The 25441-nt window shown below is 64.9% G+C and carries 21 protein-coding genes; 3 read left to right on the plus strand and 18 right to left on the minus strand.

Annotated features, from left to right (window positions below; translation table 11 throughout):
• Window positions 1-18: 18 nt before the first annotated feature.
• The 3 genes from KH389_RS00475 to KH389_RS00485 all read right to left on the minus strand — a co-directional run bounded on the left by KH389_RS00475 (window position 19) and on the right by KH389_RS00485 (window position 4079).
• On the minus strand, window positions 19-1677 hold the full coding sequence (locus KH389_RS00475; protein WP_043862318.1) for a Na/Pi cotransporter family protein: 1659 nt from the start codon (window positions 1675-1677) through the stop codon (window positions 19-21).
• A gap of 245 nt (window positions 1678-1922) precedes the next feature.
• Entirely contained in the window at window positions 1923-2696 is a 774-nt protein-coding gene (locus tag KH389_RS00480; protein ID WP_213606666.1) for a TerC family protein, read from the minus strand.
• A 75-nt stretch (window positions 2697-2771) separates the two neighbouring features.
• A complete protein-coding gene (locus tag KH389_RS00485) occupies window positions 2772-4079 on the minus strand; it encodes a CitMHS family transporter (RefSeq protein ID WP_043862320.1) in 1308 nt (435 codons plus the stop codon).
• 295 nt (window positions 4080-4374) lie between these two features.
• On the opposite strand from KH389_RS00485, the gene KH389_RS00490 reads away from it, so the two are divergent.
• Window positions 4375-4776, plus strand: coding sequence for a GFA family protein (locus tag KH389_RS00490; RefSeq protein ID WP_043862321.1), 402 nt, complete (start codon window positions 4375-4377; stop codon window positions 4774-4776).
• 6 nt (window positions 4777-4782) lie between these two features.
• Here the strand turns inward: KH389_RS00490 and KH389_RS00495 are convergent, their stop codons facing one another.
• The 15 genes from KH389_RS00495 to KH389_RS00565 all read right to left on the minus strand — a co-directional run bounded on the left by KH389_RS00495 (window position 4783) and on the right by KH389_RS00565 (window position 22841).
• Window positions 4783-5811: a hypothetical protein gene (locus KH389_RS00495; RefSeq protein ID WP_213606667.1), complete on the minus strand. Its 1029-nt coding sequence runs from the start codon at window positions 5809-5811 to the stop codon at window positions 4783-4785.
• 10 nt (window positions 5812-5821) lie between these two features.
• A complete protein-coding gene (locus KH389_RS00500) occupies window positions 5822-9514 on the minus strand; it encodes a tubulin-like doman-containing protein (protein WP_210015320.1) in 3693 nt (1230 codons plus the stop codon).
• Window positions 9515-9624: 110 nt separating this feature from the next.
• Window positions 9625-10029: a hypothetical protein gene (locus KH389_RS00505; RefSeq protein ID WP_054916013.1), complete on the minus strand. Its 405-nt coding sequence runs from the start codon at window positions 10027-10029 to the stop codon at window positions 9625-9627.
• A 15-nt stretch (window positions 10030-10044) separates the two neighbouring features.
• Window positions 10045-11520 carry a hypothetical protein gene (locus tag KH389_RS00510; RefSeq protein ID WP_213606668.1) on the minus strand — a complete coding sequence of 492 codons (1476 nt, stop codon included), beginning with the start codon at window positions 11518-11520 and terminating at the stop codon, window positions 10045-10047.
• Window positions 11508-12959: a hypothetical protein gene (locus KH389_RS00515; RefSeq protein ID WP_213606670.1), complete on the minus strand. Its 1452-nt coding sequence runs from the start codon at window positions 12957-12959 to the stop codon at window positions 11508-11510. The genes KH389_RS00510 and KH389_RS00515 overlap by 13 nt, the downstream gene beginning before the upstream one ends.
• Window positions 12960-13143: 184 nt before the next feature.
• A complete protein-coding gene (locus KH389_RS00520; protein ID WP_213606671.1) occupies window positions 13144-15099 on the minus strand; it encodes a DUF7844 domain-containing protein in 1956 nt (651 codons plus the stop codon).
• Window positions 15096-15416, minus strand: a complete 321-nt coding sequence (locus KH389_RS00525) for a DUF2388 domain-containing protein (RefSeq protein WP_043862327.1) — start codon at window positions 15414-15416, stop codon at window positions 15096-15098. The genes KH389_RS00520 and KH389_RS00525 overlap by 4 nt, the downstream gene beginning before the upstream one ends.
• 27 nt (window positions 15417-15443) lie before the next feature.
• Window positions 15444-15737 carry a DUF2388 domain-containing protein gene (locus KH389_RS00530; protein WP_054916009.1) on the minus strand — a complete coding sequence of 98 codons (294 nt, stop codon included), beginning with the start codon at window positions 15735-15737 and terminating at the stop codon, window positions 15444-15446.
• Between the two features lie 114 nt (window positions 15738-15851).
• Window positions 15852-16169, minus strand: a complete 318-nt coding sequence (locus tag KH389_RS00535) for a DUF2388 domain-containing protein (RefSeq protein WP_043862329.1) — start codon at window positions 16167-16169, stop codon at window positions 15852-15854.
• Window positions 16170-16408: 239 nt separating this feature from the next.
• Window positions 16409-16624, minus strand: a complete 216-nt coding sequence (locus KH389_RS00540; protein WP_043862330.1) for a DUF1127 domain-containing protein — start codon at window positions 16622-16624, stop codon at window positions 16409-16411.
• A gap of 319 nt (window positions 16625-16943) precedes the next feature.
• On the minus strand, window positions 16944-18437 hold the full coding sequence (locus tag KH389_RS00545; RefSeq protein WP_043862331.1) for an acetyl-CoA hydrolase/transferase family protein: 1494 nt from the start codon (window positions 18435-18437) through the stop codon (window positions 16944-16946).
• A gap of 178 nt (window positions 18438-18615) precedes the next feature.
• A complete protein-coding gene (locus tag KH389_RS00550; RefSeq protein ID WP_043862332.1) occupies window positions 18616-20052 on the minus strand; it encodes an NAD(P)(+) transhydrogenase (Re/Si-specific) subunit beta in 1437 nt (478 codons plus the stop codon).
• Window positions 20053-20054: 2 nt separating this feature from the next.
• The gene (locus KH389_RS00555; RefSeq protein WP_043862333.1) at window positions 20055-20372 is read right to left on the minus strand and encodes an NAD(P) transhydrogenase subunit alpha part 2; all 318 of its coding nucleotides are present in this window, start codon (window positions 20370-20372) and stop codon (window positions 20055-20057) included.
• A gap of 11 nt (window positions 20373-20383) precedes the next feature.
• Window positions 20384-21505 carry a Re/Si-specific NAD(P)(+) transhydrogenase subunit alpha gene (locus KH389_RS00560; protein WP_043862334.1) on the minus strand — a complete coding sequence of 374 codons (1122 nt, stop codon included), beginning with the start codon at window positions 21503-21505 and terminating at the stop codon, window positions 20384-20386.
• Between the two features lie 409 nt (window positions 21506-21914).
• Window positions 21915-22841 carry a LysR family transcriptional regulator gene (locus KH389_RS00565; protein WP_054916008.1) on the minus strand — a complete coding sequence of 309 codons (927 nt, stop codon included), beginning with the start codon at window positions 22839-22841 and terminating at the stop codon, window positions 21915-21917.
• Window positions 22842-22993: 152 nt separating this feature from the next.
• On the opposite strand from KH389_RS00565, the gene KH389_RS00570 reads away from it, so the two are divergent.
• Complete coding sequence (locus KH389_RS00570) at window positions 22994-24175, plus strand: acyl-CoA dehydrogenase (RefSeq protein WP_043862336.1); 1182 nt, start codon at window positions 22994-22996, stop codon at window positions 24173-24175.
• Between the two features lie 14 nt (window positions 24176-24189).
• A complete protein-coding gene (locus tag KH389_RS00575; protein WP_213606672.1) occupies window positions 24190-25410 on the plus strand; it encodes a CaiB/BaiF CoA transferase family protein in 1221 nt (406 codons plus the stop codon).
• Window positions 25411-25441: the final 31 nt, after the last annotated feature.

Consider the following 25441-nt stretch of genomic DNA (forward strand, 5'->3'; position numbering starts at 1 on the left):
GTTCGGGGCAGCGTCGGGTCAAGGCGAATGGGCATCGTCCGGTACGCTGTCGATCATCAGGGCGCCGGTATCGCTGCCGCCCAGTACCGCATAGGCACTGCTGCAGAACAGCGAGTTGAGACGTTTCATGTCGGCGATCAGTTCCAGGTGCAGCGAGCTGGTCTCGATGCTCTGCACCACCTTGCGCTGCAGGCGGCTGACGTGGGCATGGGCCAGGCGCCGCTCCTGGGCGCGGAAGCGGCGCTTCTCGCGCAGCAGCTGGCGTGCGCTGTGCGGGTCGCCACTGAGGAACACCGACAGGCCCAGGCGCAGGTTGGACAGCAGCTGGGTCTGCAGCACGGTCAGCTCCTCCAGGCCCACCTGGGAGAACTCGCGGCGCTGCGACGTCTTCTGCTGCTGCACCTTGCGCAGCATGCGCTCGATCAGGTCGCTGGCCAGCTTGAGGTTGATCGCCAGCTCGATGATCTCGGCCCAGCGCTGGCTGTCGTGCTCGCCGAGGTCTTCGCGGGGCATCTGCGCCAGGTACAGCTTGATGGCGTTGTACAGGCCCTCGACGTCGTCGCTGAGGGTGCGCACCTGCTGGGTCAGGGCGGTCTGGCTGCCGCGCAGCACGTTGAGCATGGCATCGAGCATGCTGTCGACCAGGTCGCCCAGGCGCAGGGTCTCGCGCACCGCGTTGGCCAGTGCCAGGCTCGGGGTGTCCAGCGCGGCAGGGTCCAGGTGGCGGGGCTTGGCGTGGCCGTTGGTTTCCTCGCGTTCGGGCAGCAGCCAGCGGCACAGGCGCCCCATTGGCGTTGCGGTGGGCAGCAGGGCCAGGCAGCGCAGGGTGTTGTAGATGAGGTGGAAGCCGATCACCAGCTCTTGCGGGCTGAAGGTCAGGCTGTCCATCCAGTGCACCAGCGGGTCGAGCACCGGGATGACCACCAGCAGGCCGATCAGCTTGTACAGCAGGCTGCCCAGCGCCACCTGGCGCCCGGCGGCGTTCTGCATGCTGGTGCTCAGGAACGCCAGCAGGCCGCTGCCGATGTTGGCGCCGATCACCAGGCCGATGGCCACCGGCAGGCTGATCATTTCGGCGCCGGCCAGGGTGGCGGTGAGCAGCACCGCGGCCAGGCTGGAATACGAGATCAGGGCGAACAGCGCGCCCACCAGGGCGTCGAGCAGGATGTCGCCGGTCAGCGAGGCAAACAGCACCTTGACGCCCTGGGCCTGGGTAATCGGTGCAGCGGCCTCCACGATCAGTTGCAGGGCCAGGATGATCAGGCCCAGGCCGATGCCTACGCGCCCCAGTTGCCCGGCGCGGGTCTGCTTGCGCGAGAGGAAGAAGATCACCCCGAGGAAGATCAGCAGCGGCGACAGCCACGACAGGTCCAGGGTCAGCACCCGCGCCATCAGCGCGGTCCCCACGTCGGCGCCGAGCATGATGGCCAGGGCCGGGGTGAGGGTCATCAGGCCCTGGCCGACGAACGAGGTCACCAGCATCGCGGTGGCGTTGCTGCTCTGCACCATGGCCGTGACCAGGATGCCGGCGATGAACGCCAGGGGCCGCTTGGCCATGTTCTGGCTCAGCAATCGGCGCAGGTTGGAACCGTACACCCGCAGGATGCCGGTACGTACGATATGTGTGCCCCAGATCAGCAGGGCCACGGCCGAGAGCAGGTTGAGCAGGGTCAGCATACTTACGGCCCCCTGTTAAGGCGCCCCAGAGGGGCAAGTGGATGACGCGGTGAGCCTGGCCTGGTGACCGGCGGTTTTTTCCAGTGCTCACTTAAGCTGTAGTCGGCCAAGGGCCGTGGCGCCAGCATGGCATGCATGCACAGGCTTTGAAACCTCGCGCGCCGGTTCGGGCATCTTCGCTGGCGCGTTGCCGTCGCAAAAGACAAAAGGCCCCATTCGGGGCCTGTTGTTCAGCGCAGCCAGTGTTACTGACCCGGAATGTCCTTGCGAAGTTTCACCGGGTCGCTCTGCTGTTTCTTTTTCGCCGCCGCGGTGCGCATCTTGATGTTGATCGCCTCCACCGCCAGCGAGAAGGCCATGGCGAAGTAGACGTAGCCCTTGGGCACGTGCACGTCGAAGGCTTCTGCAATCAGCACGGTGCCGACCACGATCAGGAACGACAGCGCGAGCATCTTCAGCGACGGGTGCTTGTCGATGAACTCGCTGATGGTCCTGGCGCACAGCATCATCACCAGCACCGCGACGATGATCGCCGCCACCATCACCGGCACGTGGGACACCATGCCCACTGCGGTGATCACCGAGTCCAGCGAGAACACGATGTCGATGATCGCAATCTGGATGATGGTGTACAGGAACTTGCCAGCGGCCTTGCCGGAAGACGGCTCGTCGTGGGTTTCGTCCTCGCCTTCGAGGCCGTGGTAGATCTCCTGGGAGCTCTTCCACAACAGGAACAGGCCACCGAAGAACAGGATCAGGTCACGCCCGGAAATGCCCTGGCCGAACACATGGAACAGGTCGGCGGTCAGGCGCATGACCCAGGCGATCGATAGCAGCAGCAGGATGCGCGTGACCATCGCCAGCGCCAGGCCGAAGATCCGGGTGCGCTGCTGCATGTGCTTGGGCATGCGGCTGACCAGGATCGAGATCATGATGATGTTGTCGATGCCCAGGACGATCTCGAGAGCCGTCAGGGTAAAAAAGGCAACCCAGATTTCCGGGTTGGTCAGCCATTCCATGTGTGTTCCTTCGAGCGTGTGGGGCGTTGCGCGCCGCAGGGGTCGACGCGCAAGCGTTGGGATGAAACGGATGAATTATAGGCTGCTGAACAGCGGGAAAATTCCCATCAGCAGCGCCGCGAACATGATGCACAGGCACACCAGCACCGCCCATTTGAGGGTGAAGCGCTGGTGATCGCCGAATTCTATACCGGCCAGGGCTACCAGCAAGTAGGTCGAGGGTACCAGCGGGCTCAGCAGGTGGACCGGTTGCCCGACGATCGAGGCACGGGCCATCTCCACCGGGCTGATGCCGTAGTGGCTGGCAGCTTCGGCCAGCACCGGCAGCACGCCGTAGTAGAAGGCGTCGTTGGACATGAAGAAGGTGAACGGCATGCTCACGATCGCGGTGATCACCGCCAGGTACGGGCCCATCGCTTCGGGGATCACCGCCAGCAGGCTCTTGGACATGGCCTCGACCATGCCGGTGCCGGACAGGATGCCGGTGAAGATGCCCGCCGCGAAGATCAGCCCCACCACCGCCAGCACGCTGCCGGCGTGGGCCGCGACGCGGTCCTTCTGCTGTTGCAGGCACGGGTAGTTGACCACCATGGCGATGCTGAAGGCGATCATGAACAGCACCGGCAGCGGCAGCAGGCCGGCGATCAGCGCGACCATCAGGGCCAGGGTCAATGCGCCGTTGAACCACAGCAGCTTGGGCCGGCGTGCGTCGGGATATTGCGATACGCTGATTTCACTGTGGTCGATTTCATCGCCCGGCAGGTGCAGTTCGCCCAGGCGGGCACGTTCGCGCTTGCCGTACATATAGGCGATGGCCAGTATGGCGAACACGCCGAAGGCCATGGCCGGGATCATCGGCACGAAGATGTCCGACGGGTCGACGTGCAGCGCGCTGGCGGCGCGGGCGGTGGGGCCGCCCCAGGGGGTCATGTTCATCACCCCGCCGGCCAGGATGATCAGGCCGGCCATGATCCGCGGGCTCATGCCCAGGCGGCTGTACAGCGGCAGCATGGCGGCCACGCAGATCATGTAGGTGGTGGCGCCGTCACCGTCCAGCGATACCACCAGGGCCAGCGCGGCGGTGCCCACCGAGACTTTCAGCGGGTCACCCTTGACCAGCTTGAGGATCTTGCGCACGGCCGGGTCGAACAGCCCGGAGTCGATCATCAGGGCGAAGTACAGAATGGCGAACATCAGCATCACGCCGGTGGGTGCCAGCTTGCTGATGCCCTGCAGCATCATCGGGCCGATCTCGCCCGAGAAGCCGCCGAACAGGGCGAAAATGATCGGTACCAGAATCAGCGCGATCAAGGCCGACAGGCGCTTGGTCATGATCAGGTACATGAAGGTGATGACCATGGCGAAGCCGAGGAAGGTCAGCATGGGGCAGTTACTCCAGGCGAGGCGCGTCGAGAAAGGGACGAACGGATCAGCGCAAGGTGCGCGGTGCTGGGAGTGACGGCGGGAGGGCAGGCAGAACGCGGGCGTGGAAGGACATCAGTATCACCATTGTTGTTGTTGATTGGGCCGGGCACTGCAGTAAAGTCAGAGCCCTGGCTGACCGGTCTTTTGCCGGAGGTGAGGCGATGCTAAGTGCCCAAGCTTTCAGCCAGCTTTCGGCGGCACAAAGGCGACAGAAGGTTTCATCAACCAGTGCGGGTCTGCAGGAGCGACGAGGATGGGCGAAGTGCATGAAGGCGGCTGCCATTGCGGCGCCGTGCGGTATCGGGTGGCGGGTGCGCTGGAGGATGTCGCGCACTGCCATTGTTCGGTGTGCCGGCGCGTGACCGGCGGGTTGCTGGTGACCTGGGCGACGGTGCGCTGCGAGGACTTCCAGTGGCTGCTGGGCACGCCGCAGCGCTACGACTCGTCGGCCAGCTGCGTGCGCTACTTCTGCAGCCGCTGTGGCGCGCACATGGCGCTGACCACCGACCTGAGCCCCGAAAGCATCGATATCACCATCACCACCCTGGACGCACCGGAGCAGGTGCAGCCGCGCCGGCATATCTGGACCGACAGCCGGCTGCCCTGGGTGCACCTGGACGAGCAGCTGCCGGGCGAGCCCGGCGAGACGCTGTAGCGCGGGCTACTCGATGATCACCCCGCCCAGGCCCTTTGGCGTGTTGAACGACTGAGCGCGCAGTTGCTCGGCCTGGCGCAGGATGATCTGCGCCTGGCGGTTGCCAGGGTCCTGGCTGAGCACGCTGTTGGCCAGCGAACGGGCGGTGGCACCGTCACGACGGGCCAGGGCGCTGCGTGCCTGGCTCAGTTGCTGGCCCACCAGCCCGGCATTGGCTGCGCTGGCAGGTCGTTGTACGGGCGGGCGCGGGGTGGTGAGCGGACGCTGCTGCGCCGGCTGCACGACGCGAGCCTGTTGTTCCAGCTGTTGCTGGCGCTTGGCGAGCTGGGTTTGCTCGTCGCGTAGCTGCTGCTCCTTGGTGGCCAGCTCACGGGCCTGCTGCTCGCGTTGCGCCCGTTCGGCCGCAGCCTGACGAGCGGCTGCCGCACTGGCCGCGGCGGCTGCCGCCTGGGCCTTGGCCTGCTGGTCGCGCTGCTGGCCCTCGAGCCCGGCCTGGGCGCGTTGCAGCAGGCTGATGGCGCGGTGGTCCTTGCTCTCGATGCGCAGCGCGCTTTCGGCTTTTTCCAGCGCACAGTCGAACTGGCTGCTGCGCAGGCACGCCTGGCCGGCGGCCAGTTCGGCTTCGAACTGCTGAAGCGACTGGCGCTGGCTGGCCTGGTAGGCACCGTAGCCGAGTACCGCCACAACCACACCGGCGGCCAGGGCAAGCTTGCGCCCGAGGTTGCGCGACTTGGCAGCCGGCGCCCCCTGCACTACCGGCGGTACGGGCGGCGGCGTCACTACCGGTGTGCTCACGATGCCTGCCGGGGCCAGCATGTGCACCGATTCGATCACCGGCGCGGGCGCCGCTGCGGGCATGGGGGGCGGGGCCGCGCTCACCACGACCACCGGCGCCGGCGCGGCGGGTGCAGCGGCCACAACCTGGCTGCTGGCGCCGCAGTACGGACAGAACGCCACCGGGCCGCTCAGAGGCTGGTTGCACGCGCTGCTGGCGCAGTTGAGCGGGAAGGCCGGATTTTTCGCGGATGCGGACATGGGGCCTTCCTCAGTTCACAGGCGGTGGCGCCATCGGCGCAACGGGCGGTGGGGTACCGACAGGCGGCGCTGCGGCGGGCGTCGGGGCGAACAGGTGGGCCAGCTCGGCGATCTGCCCGGCGCCCAGCCAGGCGGCCATGCCTTCGCGCCACAACAGGCTGTCGCGGGTCACCTGGCCGGTCTGCACGTACTGCTGCAGCTGGCTGGTGGTGTACGGGCCATAGTTGGTGCCGGCCACGCTCAGGTGGTAGCTGTACTGCGGTGCGGCCACCGGCGGTGGCACCATGCCGGCTGCGCCTGGTGGCGGCGGTGGCGCCATGCCCGGCATGGGGGCGGCAACTGGCGCTGTGCTGGCGGCCGGCTGGAACAGGCTGTCGAGCCAGCCGCTGGTGAAGAAGTCCTTGAGCAGGGTGCGCTTCTCGCTGTGCTCGTCGTGCACTTCGTCGCGGTACACATCGGCGCGCGAGCCGCTGACCGGCTCGGTGAACTGCTGCAGCAACGCGCGCGCCTGCTCGACAAGGCGCTCGGCGTTGTCCGGGGCCTGGCGCTTGAGGCGGTTGTCGTACTCGTTTTTCAGCAGCTCGGCGATCTTGTACGGGAAGGTCTGGTACAGCGACGACACGCCGATTTCGTCCTGGCGCATCTGCGGCTTGTAGGCGCCGCGGCGCAGGTCTTCGAACAGCGCGACCATGGCTGCCAGTTGCTGCGGGCTGCGCAGTTGCTCGTAGCGTTGGCGCAGTTGGTCTTCGATGTCCTTGCGCTGCAGCTGGTTCAGGCCGTTCTGGCGGATCGCGAACTCGTCACCGACGCTGAAGTAATCCTGGTCGATCATCAGTTCGTAGCGTTCCGACGGGTTGCGGCGCAGTACCCCCATCACGACCGCGTGCAGGTACAGCTTGAAGTCCTCGGCGAACTGGCGGTACTGCTCCTGGGTGAACTGGATCGGCTGCACGAACTGGCTGATGCGCTTGTGGCTGTGCAGCGGGATGGTGGTGCTTTCCTTGCGGTAGCTGGCCAGGTAGGTCGGCAGCGGGGTCAGCGCCGGCAGAGGGAAGCCGCTGAGCTCGGTAAAGCAGATCAGCTTGCCCGGGGTGCCCGACTCGACGAACTGGATCTGCCCGGCGGTCATGCCGGTGCCCTGTGGCAGGCACTGGCCGAGCATGGCGCCATAGGTGCGCTTGAACTCATTGGCGTCCTGCACGCCGACCAGGCAGGTGTAGCGGTCCTTGCCGATGCCGAAGCCGCCGGTGAGGTTGAGCGGGGTCCACGGCATGGCACGTTGCAGCAACTGGCGGAACTTCTCGCGCTGCTCGTCCGGGGTCAGCGCGGCCAGCGCACTGAGCAGCGGGTCGGTGCCCTGGGTCTGGCGCGGCAGTTGCTGTACGGCCTTGGCGCGCAGCTTGGACAGCAGCTCTTCCTGGCCCTCCTCGTCCTGCAGCTTGCCGAACAGGGTCTTGGAACCGCCGAAGTCCTTGAATGCGTCCTTGGCCCACTCGCGCACCTGGGCGCCGTCCACCGGTTGCTCTTCGTTGTTCTGCACCAGCGCCAGGGGGATCAGCGTGGCGTGTTTTTCCTTGATGCTGGCGTCGATCTTGCTGATGTCGGTCTCGATCCGGCGCAGCAGCTGGTCGACTGCGTTGCGCCCGTCCTGCAGACGACCGACGAAGCCGTTCCACACCGCACGACCGCTCTGGTCCACCGACTCCTTGCGGCCCAGCCAGTCGGACAGCTCGCGCAGCAACTGGGCCGCCTCGCGCGCGGCCACATGGCGCACGTAGAACAACAGGCTGTCGCGCAGGGTGTCCTTGACCTGGGTGAGCACGGTCTCGGCCTGCTTGTCCTTGCCGCTGAGGCGGGCCATCAGGCCGCCGCCGGTGGTTTCCTTGAGGCGCTCGAATTCGCGGGCCAGCTCCGAGGACTCCAGCTTCTCGGCCAGTTCCTTGAAGCGTGCGGCGTTCTTTTCCAGCGCCGGGATGATGCCGCTGCCTTCGTTTTCCAGGCGGTCCTTGAGCATCTCGACCAGGGCCAGGGTGTAGTCCAGGCCACCGCGCTCATCGTCGTCCAGGCGACGGAAGAGTTTTTCCGGCAGGGCGTCTTCGCGCACCAGTTCGGCCAGGCGGCGCTGGCGGTTTTCCTTGATGCGCACTTCGTGGTTGCGCTCGGCACTGTCGATGTTGCTGCCCTTGGTGTCGCGTTCCAGCTGCTGCTGGATCTCGCGCACGTGGGTCAGCCACTGGTCCTTGTCGGCGCCGCCGCTGTGCAGGCGTTCGAACAACGCTTCGACCTTCTGCTCGATCTGGGCGGTGATGCTGTTGTCGCCTTCCACCAGCAGCAGGTCGTCGGCGATCTGGTAGTGGGTGAACTCGCCGGTGGCCAGGGTCAGCTCGACCTTGGACAGGAAGTCCGGCAGTTCGGTGAAGGTACGCGGGGTGACGTTCAGCTGCTCGCGCAGGAAGTCGTCACGCTCGCGGTCGGTAGGACGGTTGTCGTTGGCCGAGGCGTTGGCGATGCCGAAGAACGCCTTGAGCATCTGCTGTACCTGACGGCTCAGGCGCACGTTCTGGCGCGCATCGATCTGGGTGTCGAGCACGGCCTGGCCGAGCGAGGAGTACGAGCACGGGAAGCGCAGCTCGGTGTCGTCGCCGTAGTCCTGGGGCAGGCGCACAGTGTAGGAGCGGATCTTGTGCTGGTTCTGGTTGACCGCGATCGAGCGCTTCTTGTTGGCGAAGTCCTGCGAGGTGAAGTCGGTGAACAGCACGTCCGAGAGCATCTCGTAGACGTCTTCCTGGTCGCTGGTCTTGGCCTGGGCGACGTTGCTGTTGTCGATGATGTAGACGTCATCGTACGGGCGGTTGTCGATGAACAGGTTGTCGGTGGCGTCCCAGTGCTTGACCAGACGGTTGCCGCGCATGCTGGTTTCCAGCTCCATAAGCGCCGCATAGCCGTTGGCCTGCACGCGCTCGGTGTTGTAGGCATGGAAGCCGCCGGGCAACACGAAGAACAGGTCGACCTTGCCGGCGATGTTGTGTTCCTTGAGGATCGCCTTGGCCAGGTAGCCCATGTCCAGGAACGAACCGGACCCGGTGCCGCCGGCCGCCGAGCCGCTGATGACGATACGGATCTTGCCGGGGTCGATTTCCAGGCCGAGCTTCTTGAGCTTGTCGGCGTTGCCGCCGATGTTGGCCAGCAGGCGCCCGACCTTGTCGCGCAGCTTGTCGCGGATCACCGGGTACTTGTCGTAGAAGTACAGGCGCGACAGCGCACGGATCTGCCCGGCGCCCTTGGAGGGGTCGATGCCTAGGGCGCGGATCTTGTCCGGGGTCAGCGGGAACCATTCGGCCACTTCACGGTGGCGGTTGAGCTCGTCCATCGAGTGGGTGTACTTGCTCAGGTTGAGCGGCTCGATGATCTTCTCTTCGGAGGTGAAGGCCACTTGCTCGGCCAGCACGTCGGTCTTGATCGACTTGCCGTCCTGGGTGACTTCACCAGCATCCAGGTCGAAGTTGATGAACTGCACCAGGGGGAAGTCGGCAATCTGCTGCACCTGGTTGTTGCCGCCCCAGATGGCATTGAGAATGCGCCGGCGCAGGCGAATGTTGACCTTCATGCCGGTACCGCCCAGGGCGATGAACAGCGTCGGGTGGATCTTCTCGCTGACCATGTTCAGCGCTGCCGGGCCGGAAGGTTGTGCATTCTCGTTCATCTGAAACTCCATGAGCCCTGGCTGGGCTGGCCGAGTCGGGTCGGCGGGCTAAATCCGTGGATCAAATTGAAGCGTCAGGCCAGGCCTGACGCGGGCAGTGCAGGCCGGGCTCAGCGCTTGGCCGAGAAGGTCATCAGCCAGGCCACCAGCGAAATGCCGGCCACGCCAGCCAGTGGTGCAAGGTACAGCGGGGTGAGGAACTGACCGGAGTTGATCACCGCCAGCACGGCCATGGCCGAGACCAGCAGCAGGCCCAGGAACAGGAACCAGCCCGAGGCGTTGGCGCGGCTGGGGGCCACGCGCTCGCGCACGCGCCAGTTGGCGTAGGCGTTCTTGATCACGAAGAAGATCAGCGCCAGTACTACCAGCACGGCCACGCCGATCAGAGCGTCACGGCTGTCGACCTTTTTCGGGCCCAGGTCCATCAGCGGCGCCGGAACGCTCAGGGTGGAGGTGGTGGTGGCCGGTGCGGCGTCGTTTTCTACGGGGGCTGGCAGGGAGCTGGTCTGGGTCATGATCGGGGTCCTGGGTTATTTGAGGCGCACGGCGACGTCGGCGGCGAGTTTTTCGAGGGTGGCGCCGAACAGGCCGCGCTTTACGGTCGCGACCTTGTTCTGCCGGGCGTCATAGACGCTGGCGCTGCTGAACGGCTTGAGCGGGTATTGCTGGGCGATGCCTTCGACCATCACCGTGACCGGCTTCTTGCCGCCGATCAGGGCCTTGGCCAGCAACAGGCCGATCAACGCCAGCACCAGCAGGGCCAGCAGCAACAGCACCGGGCCCAGCGGGTAGCTGATCTGCAGCACGATCGGCAGGCGGGTGGCCGAAGCGCTGGCTTCGCTGGACGGCAGGAACACATCGGGCAGTGCATCGTTGGGGAACAGCTCGTTCATGCGCTCGATGAACTGCTGGGAAATCTGCAGTTGCTGCTCGCTCAGGCGCACTTCGATGGCCCCGGCACGCTGGTAGCCGCTGGACAGCAGCACTTCGCTGGACCACTGCGACGGCAGCGGCGGCAGTTGCAGGCTGATCGACAGCTCGTCGGAGCGGGCGCCGGGTTCGAGGTTCTCGATGCGGTCCATCGAGATCGCCGACTGCAGGGCTTCGCCGGGCATGTCCAGGCTCATCGCGACCTTGGCCGAGTGGATCTGGTAGGGGTTGAACTGGTTCTCGAAGCGGCCCAGCAACACCGCGGTCTTGGGCGAGCCGTCGACGTTGATGTTGAGCACCACGGTCTGCTGGTCGGGGGCCAGCTCTGCACTGACGTCGGGGGTGTCCTTGACGCCGGTCGGGATGAAGCGCACGGCGGCCTGGGTCAGCGGCTTGAGGCGTACACGCGCGTCGTTCAGCAGTTTGGCCAGGGCCGGCTGGGCCAGCACCTGTTCCAGCGCGGCACCGGCATTGGCGCCGTAGGCCAGGGCGTAGATCATCAGGCCGTTGGCTTCGAAGTTGCTGCTCTTGACCGGCATCTTCTGCGGGAAGGCGGCGATGCGGCTGATCACGTCTTCCTTGTGCAGCAGGTCGTAGAACTCGCGGTTCTTGAGCTGGGTTTCGCTGCTGTTGTTGGGGCTGTTCTTGTTGTTGGTGACGATCCAGATGATGCCTTCGCGCCCTTCCAGGCCGGTCTTGATCGCGGCCAGCAGGGCTTCCTTGAAGTCGGTGTCGGCATAGGCGCCACTGGCCTTGCGTGCCAGGGCCAGGGCATTGACGCTGTCACCGAGCTTGGCGTGGGTGCCGGGGCCGCGGTAGGTCCATTGCGGCGAGGGGTGGCTGCTGTCGGCCTGGTTGAAGGCGCCGATCACCGCTTCGCCGTTGCCGGCGGCGGTGGCGGCCAGTTGCGTGATCAGCGGTTTGAAGCCCGAAGCCGGGTCGAGGTAGAACGGCTCCATCCAGCCGGAGTTCTGTACCAGAAACACCTGGCGCAGCGGTTGCGCCTGGGCGCTCAGGCACACCAGGCTCAGGGCCAGCAGCAGGCCACGGCGCAGCAGGCGGTTCATGCGTTCCATCGGTAGAGCGCTCCAGTCGAATCGATGTACAGCCACAGGGCGTAGTCGTGGAAGAACCACTGGGCGTTCCAGGGTTGGGCCACTTTGAGGGTGATGCTCAAGGGCGGCTGGCCCACACGTTCCAGGCAGAACTGGCTGTCGATGGCCTGGTCGTTGCCGAAGAACTGTTGCAGGCTCGACGGCCATTCGACGCGCACCGACAGCAGGTACTGGCTGTCGATGAACTCGATGAAGGGGTAGACCACTTCGCGCCGGGTGGGGGTGTTGTCGACGTCGTGCTCGCCCCAGGGCGCATCCAGGCGCACGTTGAACATGTAGTTCAGGTGCCCGGTGCTCAGGCGCGAGCCTTTGACTTCCTTGCGTTCGTCCGAGTCCAGGCGCAGGCAATACTGCTCGCTGCCCTCGAACAGTTGCTGCCAGATGCCGTAGCCGTTGACGAACGGCGGGCCGTATTCGGGGCGGGCCTGGGCACCGGCGGGCCAGCTCAGCCACTGGGCGTCCAGCTGGGCGCCGAGCTTGACGCTGAGGTAGCCGTGGGCGCCGATCCACAGCAGGCGCCGCGAGGCCGGGTCGCGCAGTGGCGCGGACAGGCCCTGCAGGTGCGCCGGGTTGGCGTTGGCGATGGGGTGCAGGGTCCACTGTTCATTGTGGCGTGCCACCAGGCTGAAGCTGCCGTCGGGCATCTGCTGCGGGATCAGTACCTGGTCGTCGAGATCGCCGGGGGCGGCGATGGCACGGCCCGGGCAGCGGTCGACATGGTAGCGGCCATCGAGCGGGTCGACGCGCACCTCGGTGGCACCCTCGTCACAGGCCAGCAGCAGGCGTTGCTGTTCGCCCACCTCGCGCAGGCTCACGCCCCACGCCCAGCTGGGCAGGCTGCAACGGCCGATCGGGGTGCTGTGCGGCAACAGCGCCGCCCACTCCTGGGCCTGGCGCTGCCAGCGGAACAGGCTGCCGTCGCGGGCCAGCGCAAACAGCGCCTCGCGATGACCGCCCAGGTTGGCGACGAGAAAATTCAAGCCGTTCTTGCGTGGCAGCTGGTCGTACTTGTGCGCGGTGTTCAGGCTGCGCGGGGTGGCGCCGTCCAGCTTGCGGTACAACGCGGCGAGGGTGTGCTCGGCACCGTCGAGCCGGCAACTGCCCTCCACCACCCGGCGTCCGCTGCCGTTGCCATAGGGCGGCAACCAGCGTTGCTGGCGGTCGAAGCGCACGGGCGTGAGGGCTGTACCGGTCTGCGGGCAATGGCGGAAGCTGGCCGGCAGCCAGCCCTGCGCACCGGGCGCCTGCTGCGCACCGACGAGAAAGTCCAGGTCGGGCTGCGCGTCTTCCAGCGCCTTGCCGGCGACGTGGGTCAGGGAGAACCTGCCATGGGCATCCTGCAACCAGCGTTGCCCATCCAGCGACCACTCGTACTCGCGGTCGTCTCCGACTACGTCCATATAATCCCACCATGCCAACGGTCGTCCGTGCGCGGCAGTGCCTGCTTGAGGTCAGGCCGTCACGTCGAAAGAAAGAGGTTCTGCGAAATGTCCCGGCGCCTTTCGGCGGGGCGCAATGGCAGCCAAATGCCATTTTTCAAGCTGCGAAATAGTGGCACAGGCAGTTACAAAGTCAACTACCGACTCAGGGCAATTGCAGCCCGCCAGCGGCCTTGTGCAATGCGCGCAGGTGTTCGCCGAGCTGCTTGAGGTTGGCTTCGACGGCGGCGATTTCGGCGGCGCGCTCGGGGCCGAGCAAGGCGCGTACTTCCTTGTCCAGGTCGCCGGTCAGGCGCTGCAGTTGCTGCTGGCGCTGGCTGCTGGCCTGCTCCAGCTGCTGGCGTTCGCTGGCCTGGGGCAGCCCGTAGCCGCTGCCGCTCAGCAGTTCGGCCGGTTTGCTGAGAAAGCCGCTGTTGGCGAGGATCTGCTGCAGGGTGCTGTTGGCCTGGGCCACGTTGGTGTCGTTGAGCTCGCGACCGCTGAGGTAGCGCTGCTTGACCTCGTCTTGGGCCAGCAGCAGCTGGCGGCGCAGGCCGGCCTGTTCCAGCAGCAACAAGGCCGCGCTGGTGCGCAGGTCGGCCTGGGCGAACCATTGCTGGCGCTGGGCGGGTGGCTGTTCGAGCCAGGCCTCCACGCTGGCCTGCGGCACCGGCAGGTGCTGCTTGAGCACCTGGAACATGGCCTGGTAGCGGTCGCGGTAGGAGTCGAAGCGGTAGCCCAGGCGCAAGGCTTCGCGCGGGTCGTCGAGCACGCTCATGTCGGCCAGGCCACGACCCTGCAGCACCTCGAGCAGGCCATTGGGCATGATGCTGTCGAGCCCGGCCAGGCGCGGGTTGCCGGTGCCGCTGCGCAGCAGCTTGAGGGTTTCGACCGCGCAGTTGTTGGACAGGAAGTAATAGTGGCCGTCGTAGTTCCAGTGCATCTCGGCAGCCTGGCGCACCAGGTCTTCGATTTCGTCCCGGTCGAGCTTGAGCGGGATCGAAGCCAGGCTGCGCAGTTCGGTCTTGGTGTACTCGTCGATCACCTGTGCCAGTGGCAGCACGAACAGGCGCGAGGGGTAGGCGCCGGTCAGGCCGTCCCAGCTCGATAGCTGCACGTCGTTGACGAAGGCACGGTACGAGAGCACCAGGTGCTGGTCCAGGTCCAGGCGGCAGTCCGGACCGCGCGGGCGCCCCGGCGCGCAGATCACCAGGCGCAGCATGCTGTGGCCCCAGCGGCTGACCCAGTTCTGGTTGGCTTCGGCCAGCAGGAAGTCCACGGCGTACACGCGTTCGGGGTCGACCTGGCCCAGCGGCTGCTTGTCGAAGTCGTTGCCGGCGTTGAGGAACGGCAGCCCCGGCGCGCACTCGGCAGCGGCAGGCGCCCAGTCGAAATGCTCGCGCAGGTACTTGTAGAGGGCCGGGCGGCGACAGGCGTAGCTCGGGTCGAGGAGGAAGTACTCCATGTTGACCGCGATGAATTCCTTGGGGCTGCTCAGCTCGTAGCTGTCCGGGGTGCGTGCGATCTGGCGGTTGTGCTGTTCGCGCTCGCCACGCCGGCCCACGTATTGCGGCCAGCCGGCGAGGTCGAGCAGGCGCGGGTCGTCGCTGAGGGTGAAGCGGCGTTCGGTCTGGCCGCGGCATTCATCGGGCAGCCCCACCTTGCCCAGGCTGGTGTTCTGGCGCACGCAGCGGCTGATCAGCCGGCGCTCGGGCGCTGGCCACAGGCGGGCGCGGTCATACAGGTGGGTGAGCTCGTGGAGAACGGTAGCCAGCAGCTCCTGGCGCACCGTGCCATGCGGCCGGCCGGTCTGCGCGGTGGCAGCGCTGCCATCGGTGAGGCCCGGCAGCAGGTGCCGGTTGAGCTCCAGGCTCGATACCAGCGACGCCTGGCCATAGGCGTCTTCGGGCATGCGGGTGGTCCAGGAGACGTCGACGCGGCGGTCCAGCTCAGCCTTCAAGCGTGGCGGCAGGGCCTGCAGGGCTTCGTCGAGCAATGCCTGGCTGGCCCGCTGCTGTTGCGGGTCGAGGCCGTCTGCCTGCAGGTGCAGTTGCAGGTCGGCCAGCGCAGGGGCGCCGAGCAGCGTCAGTACGCTGCCCAACAGCCAGGCAAGGGGTTTCACAGCGACAGGATGGCTTCGGCCAGCACCTGGTCGCTGGCGTCGCGTGCTTCGGGGACGCGCTGGCGCAGGGTATCGAAGGCAGCTTCCAGTTGCGCGCCACGGATATCGCCACGGCTGGCGACGAAGCTGGCGGCATCGTCACGGGCCTCGCGCACGACCTTGGAGTCGCGGATCGAGGTGGTGGTGTCGGAGGTGAAGTCGATCGAGCGGCCAAAGGCACGCACGATGATATTGCTGGTGGCCACCAGGGTTTGTGCCTGGACCACGTCGGCCAGCAGCATCAGGCCGAGGGTGGCGGCAATCAGCGGTTTACGCATGGAGCATCTCCGGAAAATCGGTTGTGATCATTGGACGAGAATTGCCTGCGCCAGTTCAAGGTCGCTGGCATGAAGTTCGGGGGTGTGCTGTCGCAGTGCGTTCAGGGCGGCTTCCAGCTGTGCGCCACGCAGGGCGCCGTCGCTGGCGACGAAGGCGGCGGCATCGTCGTGGGCGGCCAGGATCAGCTTGCGATCGAACGGGGCGGTGGTCACCTTGCTGGTGGCGTAGCCCGCAATCACAAGGCTTTGAGTGGTCAGGTCGAAGGCCTGGGCGGCAGTCGACGCGCAGAGTGCGAGCAGCAGCGGTAGCAAATAACGCATGAGGTCTGGTTGGCTGTGAAATCAGGCGGCAAGGCTATCCCAATGCGCGGGTGGGGACCAGCGCAGGGTACCCGGCTTTTACACGTTGTTACGTGTACCGGGCCCTTGCGCGGTTCAGATGGCCAGGATCGCCTGGGCCAGTTGGGCGTCGGAAGCCTGCAGGGTCGGGGCCTGCTGGCGGATGTGGGCGAAGGCGCTTTCCAGTTTCACACCGCGGATGGCGCCCTGGCTGGCGACGAAGCTGGCGGCGTCGTCACGGGCGGCGCGCACGATCTTGTCATCGCGCAGCGATGAGGAGGCATCGGAGGTCGCGTTGGTGGAGGCGGCAACGCCACGCACCACGGTATCGGTGGTGACCACGAAGCTGGATGCGTGGGCAGTGGAGGCCAGGGCCAGCAGCATTGCGGCGCCAAGCAGGCGGGTACGGGACATGATCGATCTCCTGAATATGGGCCCGGCTATTATGCAGCAGGTGGTGCAGTGGCGTCTGCTTCGCCGGCTCGTGCAGCGCAACTGTACGATTGTACTGGTGATACTTTGGTTTATAAAAACTGTACTGGTATTGGGTTCGAATGCTCTGGCGCGGGCCTTTCAAACAAAAAAACCCGTCAGCAGTCACCTGCGACGGGTTTTTGAATTCGGGGTGCCGGCGTTGGCCGGCGGGCCCTGCATCAACGCCAGAAAGGCTTGCTCAGCTCTTCGTAACGTTGCGCTTCGCTGATACCGGCATCAGCCAGCAGACGCGAGTCCAGGCGAGCCAGTTGGTGGCGGCTGGCGATGCGGCGTTGCCACAGCATCAGGTTGGCCAGCAGGCGCAGTGGCAGCGAACCCTGGGATTGTTGAGCGTTGTTTTCAAAAGCCAGATCGGAACTGAGTGTACGTTCCATGGTGTCATCCTTCCGCTTGTGGCGGCATTAGGTAGTGATTTAACTGATGCCAATGATCCTCCTGTGTCGTCCATAACAGTAGATACAGTTCACCTGCATTGTGATGGGCCAGTTAACTGTTTATGCAGACTGTTGCACTCGGATTGGACGCAACTGTACCGGTCCGCACTGAAATGGTGCAATTTAGGGTCAATAAGGGGATTTTGCGTAGGAAGGTACCGTCAAAACACCGGTACAGTAGAACAATTTGTGTAACGGTTGAATGGGGCAACTGTACAGCCGGTGCGCATTGCGCGCCACCGGCTGTACAGGGACGGCCTCAGCTGGCCAGCATGCGCCCGGTTTCTTCCAGGTTTTCATGCCACTGCAGGGCTTCGCGCAGGATGTGTGGGGTGTGCCCACCCTTTTCGCAGGCGCGGGTGAAGTAGTCGTTCAGTGCGTCGCGGTAGTCCGGGTGCACACAGTTGTCGATGATCACCCGGGCGCGCTCGCGCGGCGCCAGGCCACGCAGGTCGGCCAGGCCCTGCTCGGTGACGAGGATGTCCACGTCGTGCTCGGTGTGGTCCACATGGCTGACCATCGGTACCACGCTGGAGATCGCGCCGCCCTTGGCGATGGACTTGGTGACGAAGATGGCCAGGTGCGCGTTGCGCGCGAAGTCGCCCGAGCCACCGATGCCGTTCATCATGCGCGTGCCGCACACGTGGGTGGAGTTGACGTTGCCGTACAGGTCGAACTCCAGTGCGGTGTTGATGCCGATGATGCCCAGGCGCCGTACCACTTCAGGGTGGTTGGAGATTTCCTGCGGACGCAGCACCAGCTTGTCCTTGTAGCGCTCCAGGTTGCCGAACACGTCGGCGTTGCGACGGGTCGACAGGGTGATGGAACTGCCCGAGGCAAAGCTCAGCTTGCCGGCGTCGATCAGATCGAAGGTCGAGTCCTGCAGCACTTCGGAGTACATGGTCAGGTCTTCGAACGGCGAGTCGATCAGACCGCACATCACCGCGTTGGCGATGCTGCCGATGCCGGCCTGCAGTGGGCCGAGCTTGTTGGTCATGCGCCCGGCGTCGACTTCCTGCTTGAGGAAGTTGATCAGGTGGTTGGCGATACCCTGGGTTTCGTCGTCCGGCGGCAATACGGTGGACGGCGAGTCCGCCTGCTCGGTGATGACGATGCCGACGATCTTGGCCGGGTCGATCGGGATCGCGGTGCTGCCGATGCGGTCATCGACTTTCACCAGCGGGATCGGCGTGCGGGTCGGCCGGTAGGTCGGGATATAGATGTCATGCAGGCCTTCGAGGTTGGCGTTGTGCGCCATGTTGATCTCGACGATGACCTGCTTGGCGAAAATGGCGAAGCTGGCCGAGTTGCCCACGGAGGTGGTCGGCACGATGTGGCCGTCTTCGGTGATCGCGACCGCTTCGATGACCGCGATGTCCGGCAGCTTGAGCTGCTGGTTGCGCAGTTGCTCGACGGTTTCCGACAGGTGCTGGTCGATGAACATCACCTTGCCGTCGTTGATGGCCTTGCGCAGGGTGCTGTCGACCTGGAACGGCATGCGACGGGCCAGCACACCGGCTTCGGTCAGCTGCTTGTCGAGGTCGTTGCCCAGGCTGGCGCCGGTCATCAGGCTGATTTTCAGCGGCGACAGCTTGGCTCGCTCGGCCAGTGCGTGGGGCACGGCCTTGGCTTCGCCGGCACGGGTGAAACCGCTCATGCCGACGGTCATGCCGTCCTCGATCAAACCTGCGGCATCGGCCGCACTCATTACCTTGCTGTGCAAAGAGGACAAGCGAATACGATCACGGTACATGGATTATTATCTCGGGCTACTAAAGCTAGATGCGCAGTCTATTGATTTCGCCTGTCGGCGTCCCGCGACCAAGGTCGAATGCGAAGGCCTGAAGTAGAGCCTTCTGTCGGCTGGGCGGGCATGAAAAAGCCCCAGCCGGTACCGCGCTGGGGCTATTTGTCACAGCCTTTTCAAGGGCTTATTCCACGGCTTTGACCATGTCTTCGATGACCTTCTTGGCATCGCCGAACACCATCATGGTCTTGTCCAGGTAGAACAGTTCGTTGTCCAGGCCGGCATAGCCGCTGGCCATGGAGCGCTTGTTGACGATGATGGTCTTGGCCTTGAAGGCTTCGAGGATCGGCATGCCGGCAATCGGCGACTTGGGATCGTTCTTGGCCGCCGGGTTGACCACGTCGTTGGCACCGAGCACCAGTACCACGTCGGCCTGGCCGAACTCGGAGTTGATGTCGTCCATCTCGAACACCTGGTCGTAGGGCACTTCGGCCTCGGCCAGCAGCACGTTCATGTGCCCGGGCATGCGCCCCGCCACCGGGTGGATCGCGTACTTCACGGTCACGCCGTTGTGGGTGAGCTTTTCGGTCAGTTCCTTGAGCGCATGCTGCGCACGGGCCACCGCCAGGCCGTAGCCGGGCACGATGATCACGGTGTCGGCGTTGCTCAGCAGGAAGGTGGCGTCGTCGGCCGAACCGGATTTCACCGGGCGCGCCTCCTTGGCACCGGCCGGGCCGGCCGCTTCTGCAGCGCCGCCGAAGCCGCCGAGGATCACGTTGAAGAACGAACGGTTCATCGCCTTGCACATGATGTACGAGAGGATCGCGCCGCTCGAACCCACCAGCGAACCGGCAATGATCAGCATCGAGTTGTTCAGCGAGAAACCGATGCCCGCCGCTGCCCAGCCCGAATAGCTGTTGAGCATCGAGACCACCACCGGCATGTCGGCGCCGCCGATCGGGATGATGATCAGCACACCCATCACGAAGGCCAGGGCCAGCATCAGGGCGAAGGCGGTCAGGTTGCCGGTGAAGGTGAAGATCAGGCCCAGGGCGATGGTGGCCAGGCCCAGCACCAGGTTGAGCTTGTGCTGGCCGCTGAACTGTACCGGCGCGCCCTGGAACAGGCGGAACTTGTACTTGCCCGACAACTTGCCGAAGGCGATGACCGAACCCGAAAAGGTGATCGCACCAATGGCGGCGCCAAGGAACAGCTCCAGGCGGTTGCCGACCGGAATCGGGTCGCTGATGCTGGCCACGATGCCCAGCGACTGTGGCTCGACCACGGCCGCGATGGCGATGAACACGGCCGCCAGGCCGATCATGCTGTGCATGAAGGCGACCAGTTCCGGCATCTTGGTCATTTCGACGCGTTTGGCCATGATCGAGCCGGCAGTGCCGCCCACCAGCAGGCCGACGATCACGTAGCCGATGCCGTCGGTGGCCAGCTGCGCGCCCAGTTTGTAGATCAGGCCGACGGTGGTGATCACCGCCAGGGCCATGCCGAGCATGCCGAACAGGTTGCCGCGCCGCGAGGTGGTCGGGTGAGACAGGCCCTTGAGCGCCTGGATGAAGCACACCGAGGCGACAAGGTAGAGCAGGGTTACCAGGTTCATGCTCATGTTTACTTCTTCCCCTCAGCCTTCGCGGCCTTTTTCTTGAACATCTCCAGCATGCGCCGGGTGACGAGGAAACCGCCGAACACGTTGACCGCTGCCAGGGCCACCGCGAGGGTGCCCATGGTCTTGCCCAGCGGGGTCACGGTCAGCGCGGCGGCCAGCATGGCGCCGACGATGACGATGGCGGAGATGGCGTTGGTGACCGCCATCAGCGGGGTGTGCAGCGCCGGGGTCACGTTCCATACCACGTGGTAGCCCACATAGATGGCCAGCACGAAGATGATCAGGTTGTAGACGCCGTGAGAGATCAGCATGTCTTCCATTGTCTGGCTCCTTATCCGTTCTTGCGGATGACCTGGCCGTCGCGGCACATCAGGCACGCGGCGACGATGTCGTCTTCGAGGTTGATCGTGAGGGCGCCGTCCTTGTCGAACAGCAGTTTCATGAAGTCGAGCAGGTTGCGTGCATACAGGGCCGAGGCGTCCGCACCGACCTGGGCTGGCAGGTTGGTGGGGCCGACGATGGTCACGCCGTTCTCGATCACCACCTGGTCGGCCACGGTCAGCGGGCAGTTGCCGCCCTGCGCGGCGGCGAGGTCGATGACCACCGAGCCCGGCTTCATCTGCGCGACGGTTTCGGCGCTGAGCAGGGTCGGTGCCTTGCGCCCGGGGATCAGCGCGGTGGTGATGACGATGTCGGCCTGTCTGGCGCGTTCGTGCACGGCCTGGGCCTGACGCTGCATCCAGCTGGCGGGCATGGGCCGCGCGTAGCCGCCGACGCCTTCGGCGCACTCGCGTTCCTCATCGGTTTCATACGGCACGTCGATGAACTTGGCGCCGAGCGATTCGATCTGCTCCTTTACCGCCGGGCGCACGTCCGAGGCCTCGATCACCGCACCCAGGCGCTTGGCCGTGGCGATGGCCTGCAGGCCGGCCACACCGGCGCCCAGGATGAGCACGCGGGCAGCCTTCACGGTGCCTGCGGCAGTCATCAGCATCGGCATGAAGCGTGGGTAGTGATGCGCGGCCAGCAGCACGGCCTTGTAGCCGGCGATGTTGGCCTGCGATGACAGCACGTCGAGGCTCTGCGCGCGGGAGGTGCGCGGCGCGGCTTCGAGAGCGAAGGCGGTGATCCCGCGTTCGGCCATCCTGGCAATCACGTCATTGTTGAACGGGTTGAGCATGCCCACCAGAACGGTGCCGCTGTTGATCTGGCCCAGTTCGCTTTCGTTGGGCGCCACAACCTTGAGTACAAGCTGTGCGCCAAACGCATCGGCAGCGCTGCCGATGGTCGCGCCTGCTGCTTCATAGGCACTGTCGGGCACGCTGGCATTGACGCCCGCGCCACGTTGCACAGTGACCTGATGACCCTGGCCGATCAGTTTCTTGATGGTTTCGGGGGTGGCAGCGACACGTGTCTCGCCCGTCTGCGTTTCGAGAGGAACACCAATGTGCACGTCAATTTCTCCTGCGTGATCTTTTGTTGGTAAACCAGCGCACTGCGGATGGTGCGTCTGGGGCGGCCGATCAGCACGATCCCGCCCTGAATCCGGGCGGGGCGCGGCATTTTGCAGGCGATCCTGAATCGCTTCAACCGGTTCTGAAGGGTGACGAACGATAAACTACAAGTCACCCTGTGACCGAATGTCGCAATAAACGGCCTGAAGCCCGCGAACCGTGGGCTTCAGGGACATTACGCAAAATTTGAAATTTTTTCAGACAAATTTCGCGAAAGCGCATTTGTGCACAGGCTTTATGTCGCGAAGGCCCCGTAAACAGCAGGGTTAAGGGGTGTTTTGGCGTGCACCGGAACAGTCTGCTCATTTGCGACATTTTCGTATATCTGTAGGGCTCGATATTTGCTGACTACGGGGTCAACAAACCGCTCTGATCCTTGTGCTGCGCGGCATAGCGCTGGGCCTCGGCTACCAGCCAGTCGCGAAAAGCACGCAGCGAGGCGGATTCCACCTTGCGCTCCGGGATCATCAGGTAATACGCCTTGATGCTCGACAGCGCATGCGGGTTGGCAATCACCAGCCTGCCCTCCCCCAGTTCATGCTGGATGAGAAAGGGCGGGATCAACGCCACGCCCATCTCGTGCATGGCGGCCTGGGCCAACATCGAGAATAGCTCATAGCGCGGGCCGGTCATGTCGCGGGCCACGTTCATTTCCAGGCTGTTGAACCACTGGCGCCAGGCATAGGGTCGGGTGGTCTGCTGCAGCAGCGGCAGTTGCGCGAGGTCCTCGGCGCTAAGGCTAGCCTGCCCTGCCAGCAAGGCCGGGCTGCACACCGGCACGGGGTTCTCGCCCATCAGGCGGTGGGACTGGGTACCCGACCAGTCGGCGTCGCCAAAATAGATGGCGGCGTCGAAGTGGGTGTCGGCGAAAAGGAACGGACGGGTGCGGTTGGTCAGGTTGACGGTGACTTCGGGGTGCAGGCGCTGAAAGTCCTTCAGTCGCGGCAGCAGCCATTGCGTGCCGAAGGTCGGTACCAGGGCCAGTTCGATCACGTTGGCGCCCTGCTGGCCCATCACCGACAGGGTATCGCGCTCCACCGCGTCCAGCTGGGTGGCGACGCGGCGGCTATAGGACAGGCCGGCTTCGGTGAGCTTCACGCCACGGCGCGAGCGTCGAAACAGCTCCACATTCAGAAACTCCTCCAGCCCGCCCACCTGTCGGCACACCGCGCCCTGGGTCAGGGAGAGCTCCTGGGCCGCCTTGGTAAAGCTTTCGTGGCGGGCTGCAGCCTCGAAGCACACCAGGGCCGTGGTGCTGGGGATCTTGCGCCGCATATACGTCAACCTCACTAATCAGTCGTAAAAATGGCCGTTGGTGCCGTTACGAAGTGAGAAATTATCACAAGACTATGCGCAATCCTCGTTTGTCGCCACGCCCGTTACGGCCTAGGATCAACCCACGACAAAACGTTTCCGAGGATTCGCACATGGCTGGCAAGGCAAGCTTCAACTGGATCGACCCGCTGCTGCTCGATCAGCAGCTCACCGAAGAAGAGCGCATGGTGCGTGACAGCGCGTTCCACTTCGCCCAGGACAAGCTCGCCCCGCGTGTGCTCGAAGCCTTCCGCCATGAGCAGACCGACCCGGCGATCTTCCGTGAAATGGGCGAGGTTGGCCTGCTGGGTGCGACGATCCCCGAGCAGTACGGCGGCAGCGGCCTCAACTATGTGTGCTACGGCCTGATTGCCCGTGAAGTGGAGCGTATCGACTCCGGCTATCGCTCGATGATGAGCGTGCAGTCTTCGCTGGTGATGGTGCCGATCAACGAATTCGGTACCGAGGCGCAGAAGCAGAAGTACCTGCCCAAGCTGGCCAGCGGCGAGTGGATCGGCTGCTTCGGCCTCACCGAGCCCAACCATGGCTCCGACCCGGGCTCGATGATCACCCGCGCCAGGAGCGTCGACGGTGGCTATCGCTTGAGCGGCAGCAAGATGTGGATCACCAACAGCCCGATCGCTGACGTGTTCGTGGTGTGGGCCAAGGACGATGCGGGCGACATTCGCGGCTTCGTGCTGGAGAAAGGCTGGGAAGGCCTGAGTGCCCCGGCGATTCACGGCAAGGTCGGCCTGCGTGCCTCGATCACCGGCGAGATCGTGATGGACAACGTGTTCGTGCCTGAAGAAAACATCTTCCCGGATGTACGTGGCCTGAGGGGCCCGTTCACCTGCCTCAACTCGGCGCGCTACGGCATCTCCTGGGGCGCCCTGGGTGCAGCGGAAGCCTGCTGGCACACCGCGCGCCAATACACCCTGGACCGTCAGCAGTTCGGCCGCCCGTTGGCCGCCAACCAGCTGATCCAGAAGAAGCTGGCCGACATGCAGACCGAGATCACCTTGGCCCTGCAAGGTTGCCTGCGCCTGGGCCGCATGAAGGATGAAGGCACTGCTGCGGTCGAGATCACCTCGATCATGAAGCGCAACTCCTGCGGCAAGGCGCTGGACATCGCCCGCCTGGCCCGCGACATGCTGGGCGGCAATGGTATCTCCGACGAGTTCGGCGTGGCCCGCCACCTGGTCAACCTCGAGGTGGTCAACACCTATGAAGGTACCCATGACGTGCACGCGCTGATTCTGGGGCGTGCGCAAACCGGTCTGCAGGCTTTCTATTAATAAGGAGCCAGCCCATGGGCGCGCTATCTCATCTGCGGGTGCTGGATCTGTCGCGAGTGCTGGCCGGACCGTGGTCCGGACAGATCCTCGCGGACCTGGGGGCCGAGGTGATCAAGGTCGAGCGTCCCGGGGCGGGCGACGACACGCGCGCCTGGGGCCCGCCGTTTCTCAAGGACGCCTATGGCGAGAACACCAGTGAGGCGGCCTACTACCTTTCGGCCAACCGCAACAAGCAGTCGGTCACCATCGACTTCACCCAGCCCGAAGGCCAGCAACTGGTACGCGAGCTGGCGGCCAAGTCCGACATCCTGATCGAGAACTTCAAGGTTGGCGGGCTGGCGGCCTACGGGCTGGACTACGAAAGCCTGCGGGCGATCAACCCGCGGCTTATCTATTGCTCGATCACCGGCTTCGGCCAGACCGGACCCTACGCCAAGCGCGCTGGTTATGACTTCATGATCCAGGGCCTGGGTGGCCTGATGAGCCTTACCGGCCGCCCGGAGGGTGAGGACGGTGCGGGGCCGGTGAAGGTCGGGGTGGCGTTGACCGATATTCTCACCGGGCTGTATTCGACGGTGGCGATATTGGCCGCCCTCGCCCACCGGGATCACGATGGCGGCGGGCAACACATCGACATGGCGTTGCTGGATGTGCAGGTGGCTTGCCTGGCCAACCAGGCGATGAACTACCTGACCACGGGTGTTGCGCCGCGTCGCCTGGGTAATGCGCACCCGAACATCGTGCCTTACCAGGATTTTCCTACCGCCGATGGCGACTTCATCCTGACCGTGGGTAACGACGGGCAGTTTCGCAAGTTCGCCGAGGTGGCCGGCCAGCCGCAGTGGGCGGATGACCCGCGGTTTGCCACTAATAAACTGCGTGTTGCCAACCGCGCCGAGCTGATCCCGCTGATTCGCCAGGCCACGGTGTTCAAGACTACCGTCGAGTGGGTCAGCCAGCTGGAGCAGGCGGGTGTACCGTGCGGGCCGATCAACGACCTGGCGCAGATGTTCCAGGACCCTCAGGTGCAGGCGCGTGGCCTGGCCATAGAGATTCCTCACCCGTTGGCCGGCAGCGTGCCGCAGGTAGCCAGCCCTATTCGTTTGTCCGAGACGCCGGTGGAGTACCGCAATGCACCGCCGCTGCTGGGGGAGCATACCGAACAGGTGCTGATGCAGGTGCTGGGGCTGAAGGGTGACGAGGTGCAACGCCTGCGTGGCGCGGGCGTGCTGTAGGCGCCCTCTCCTATCTATATAGAGGGTGGCG

Source organism: Pseudomonas qingdaonensis (genome assembly GCF_018398475.1).
GTDB lineage: Bacteria > Pseudomonadota > Gammaproteobacteria > Pseudomonadales > Pseudomonadaceae > Aquipseudomonas > Aquipseudomonas palmensis.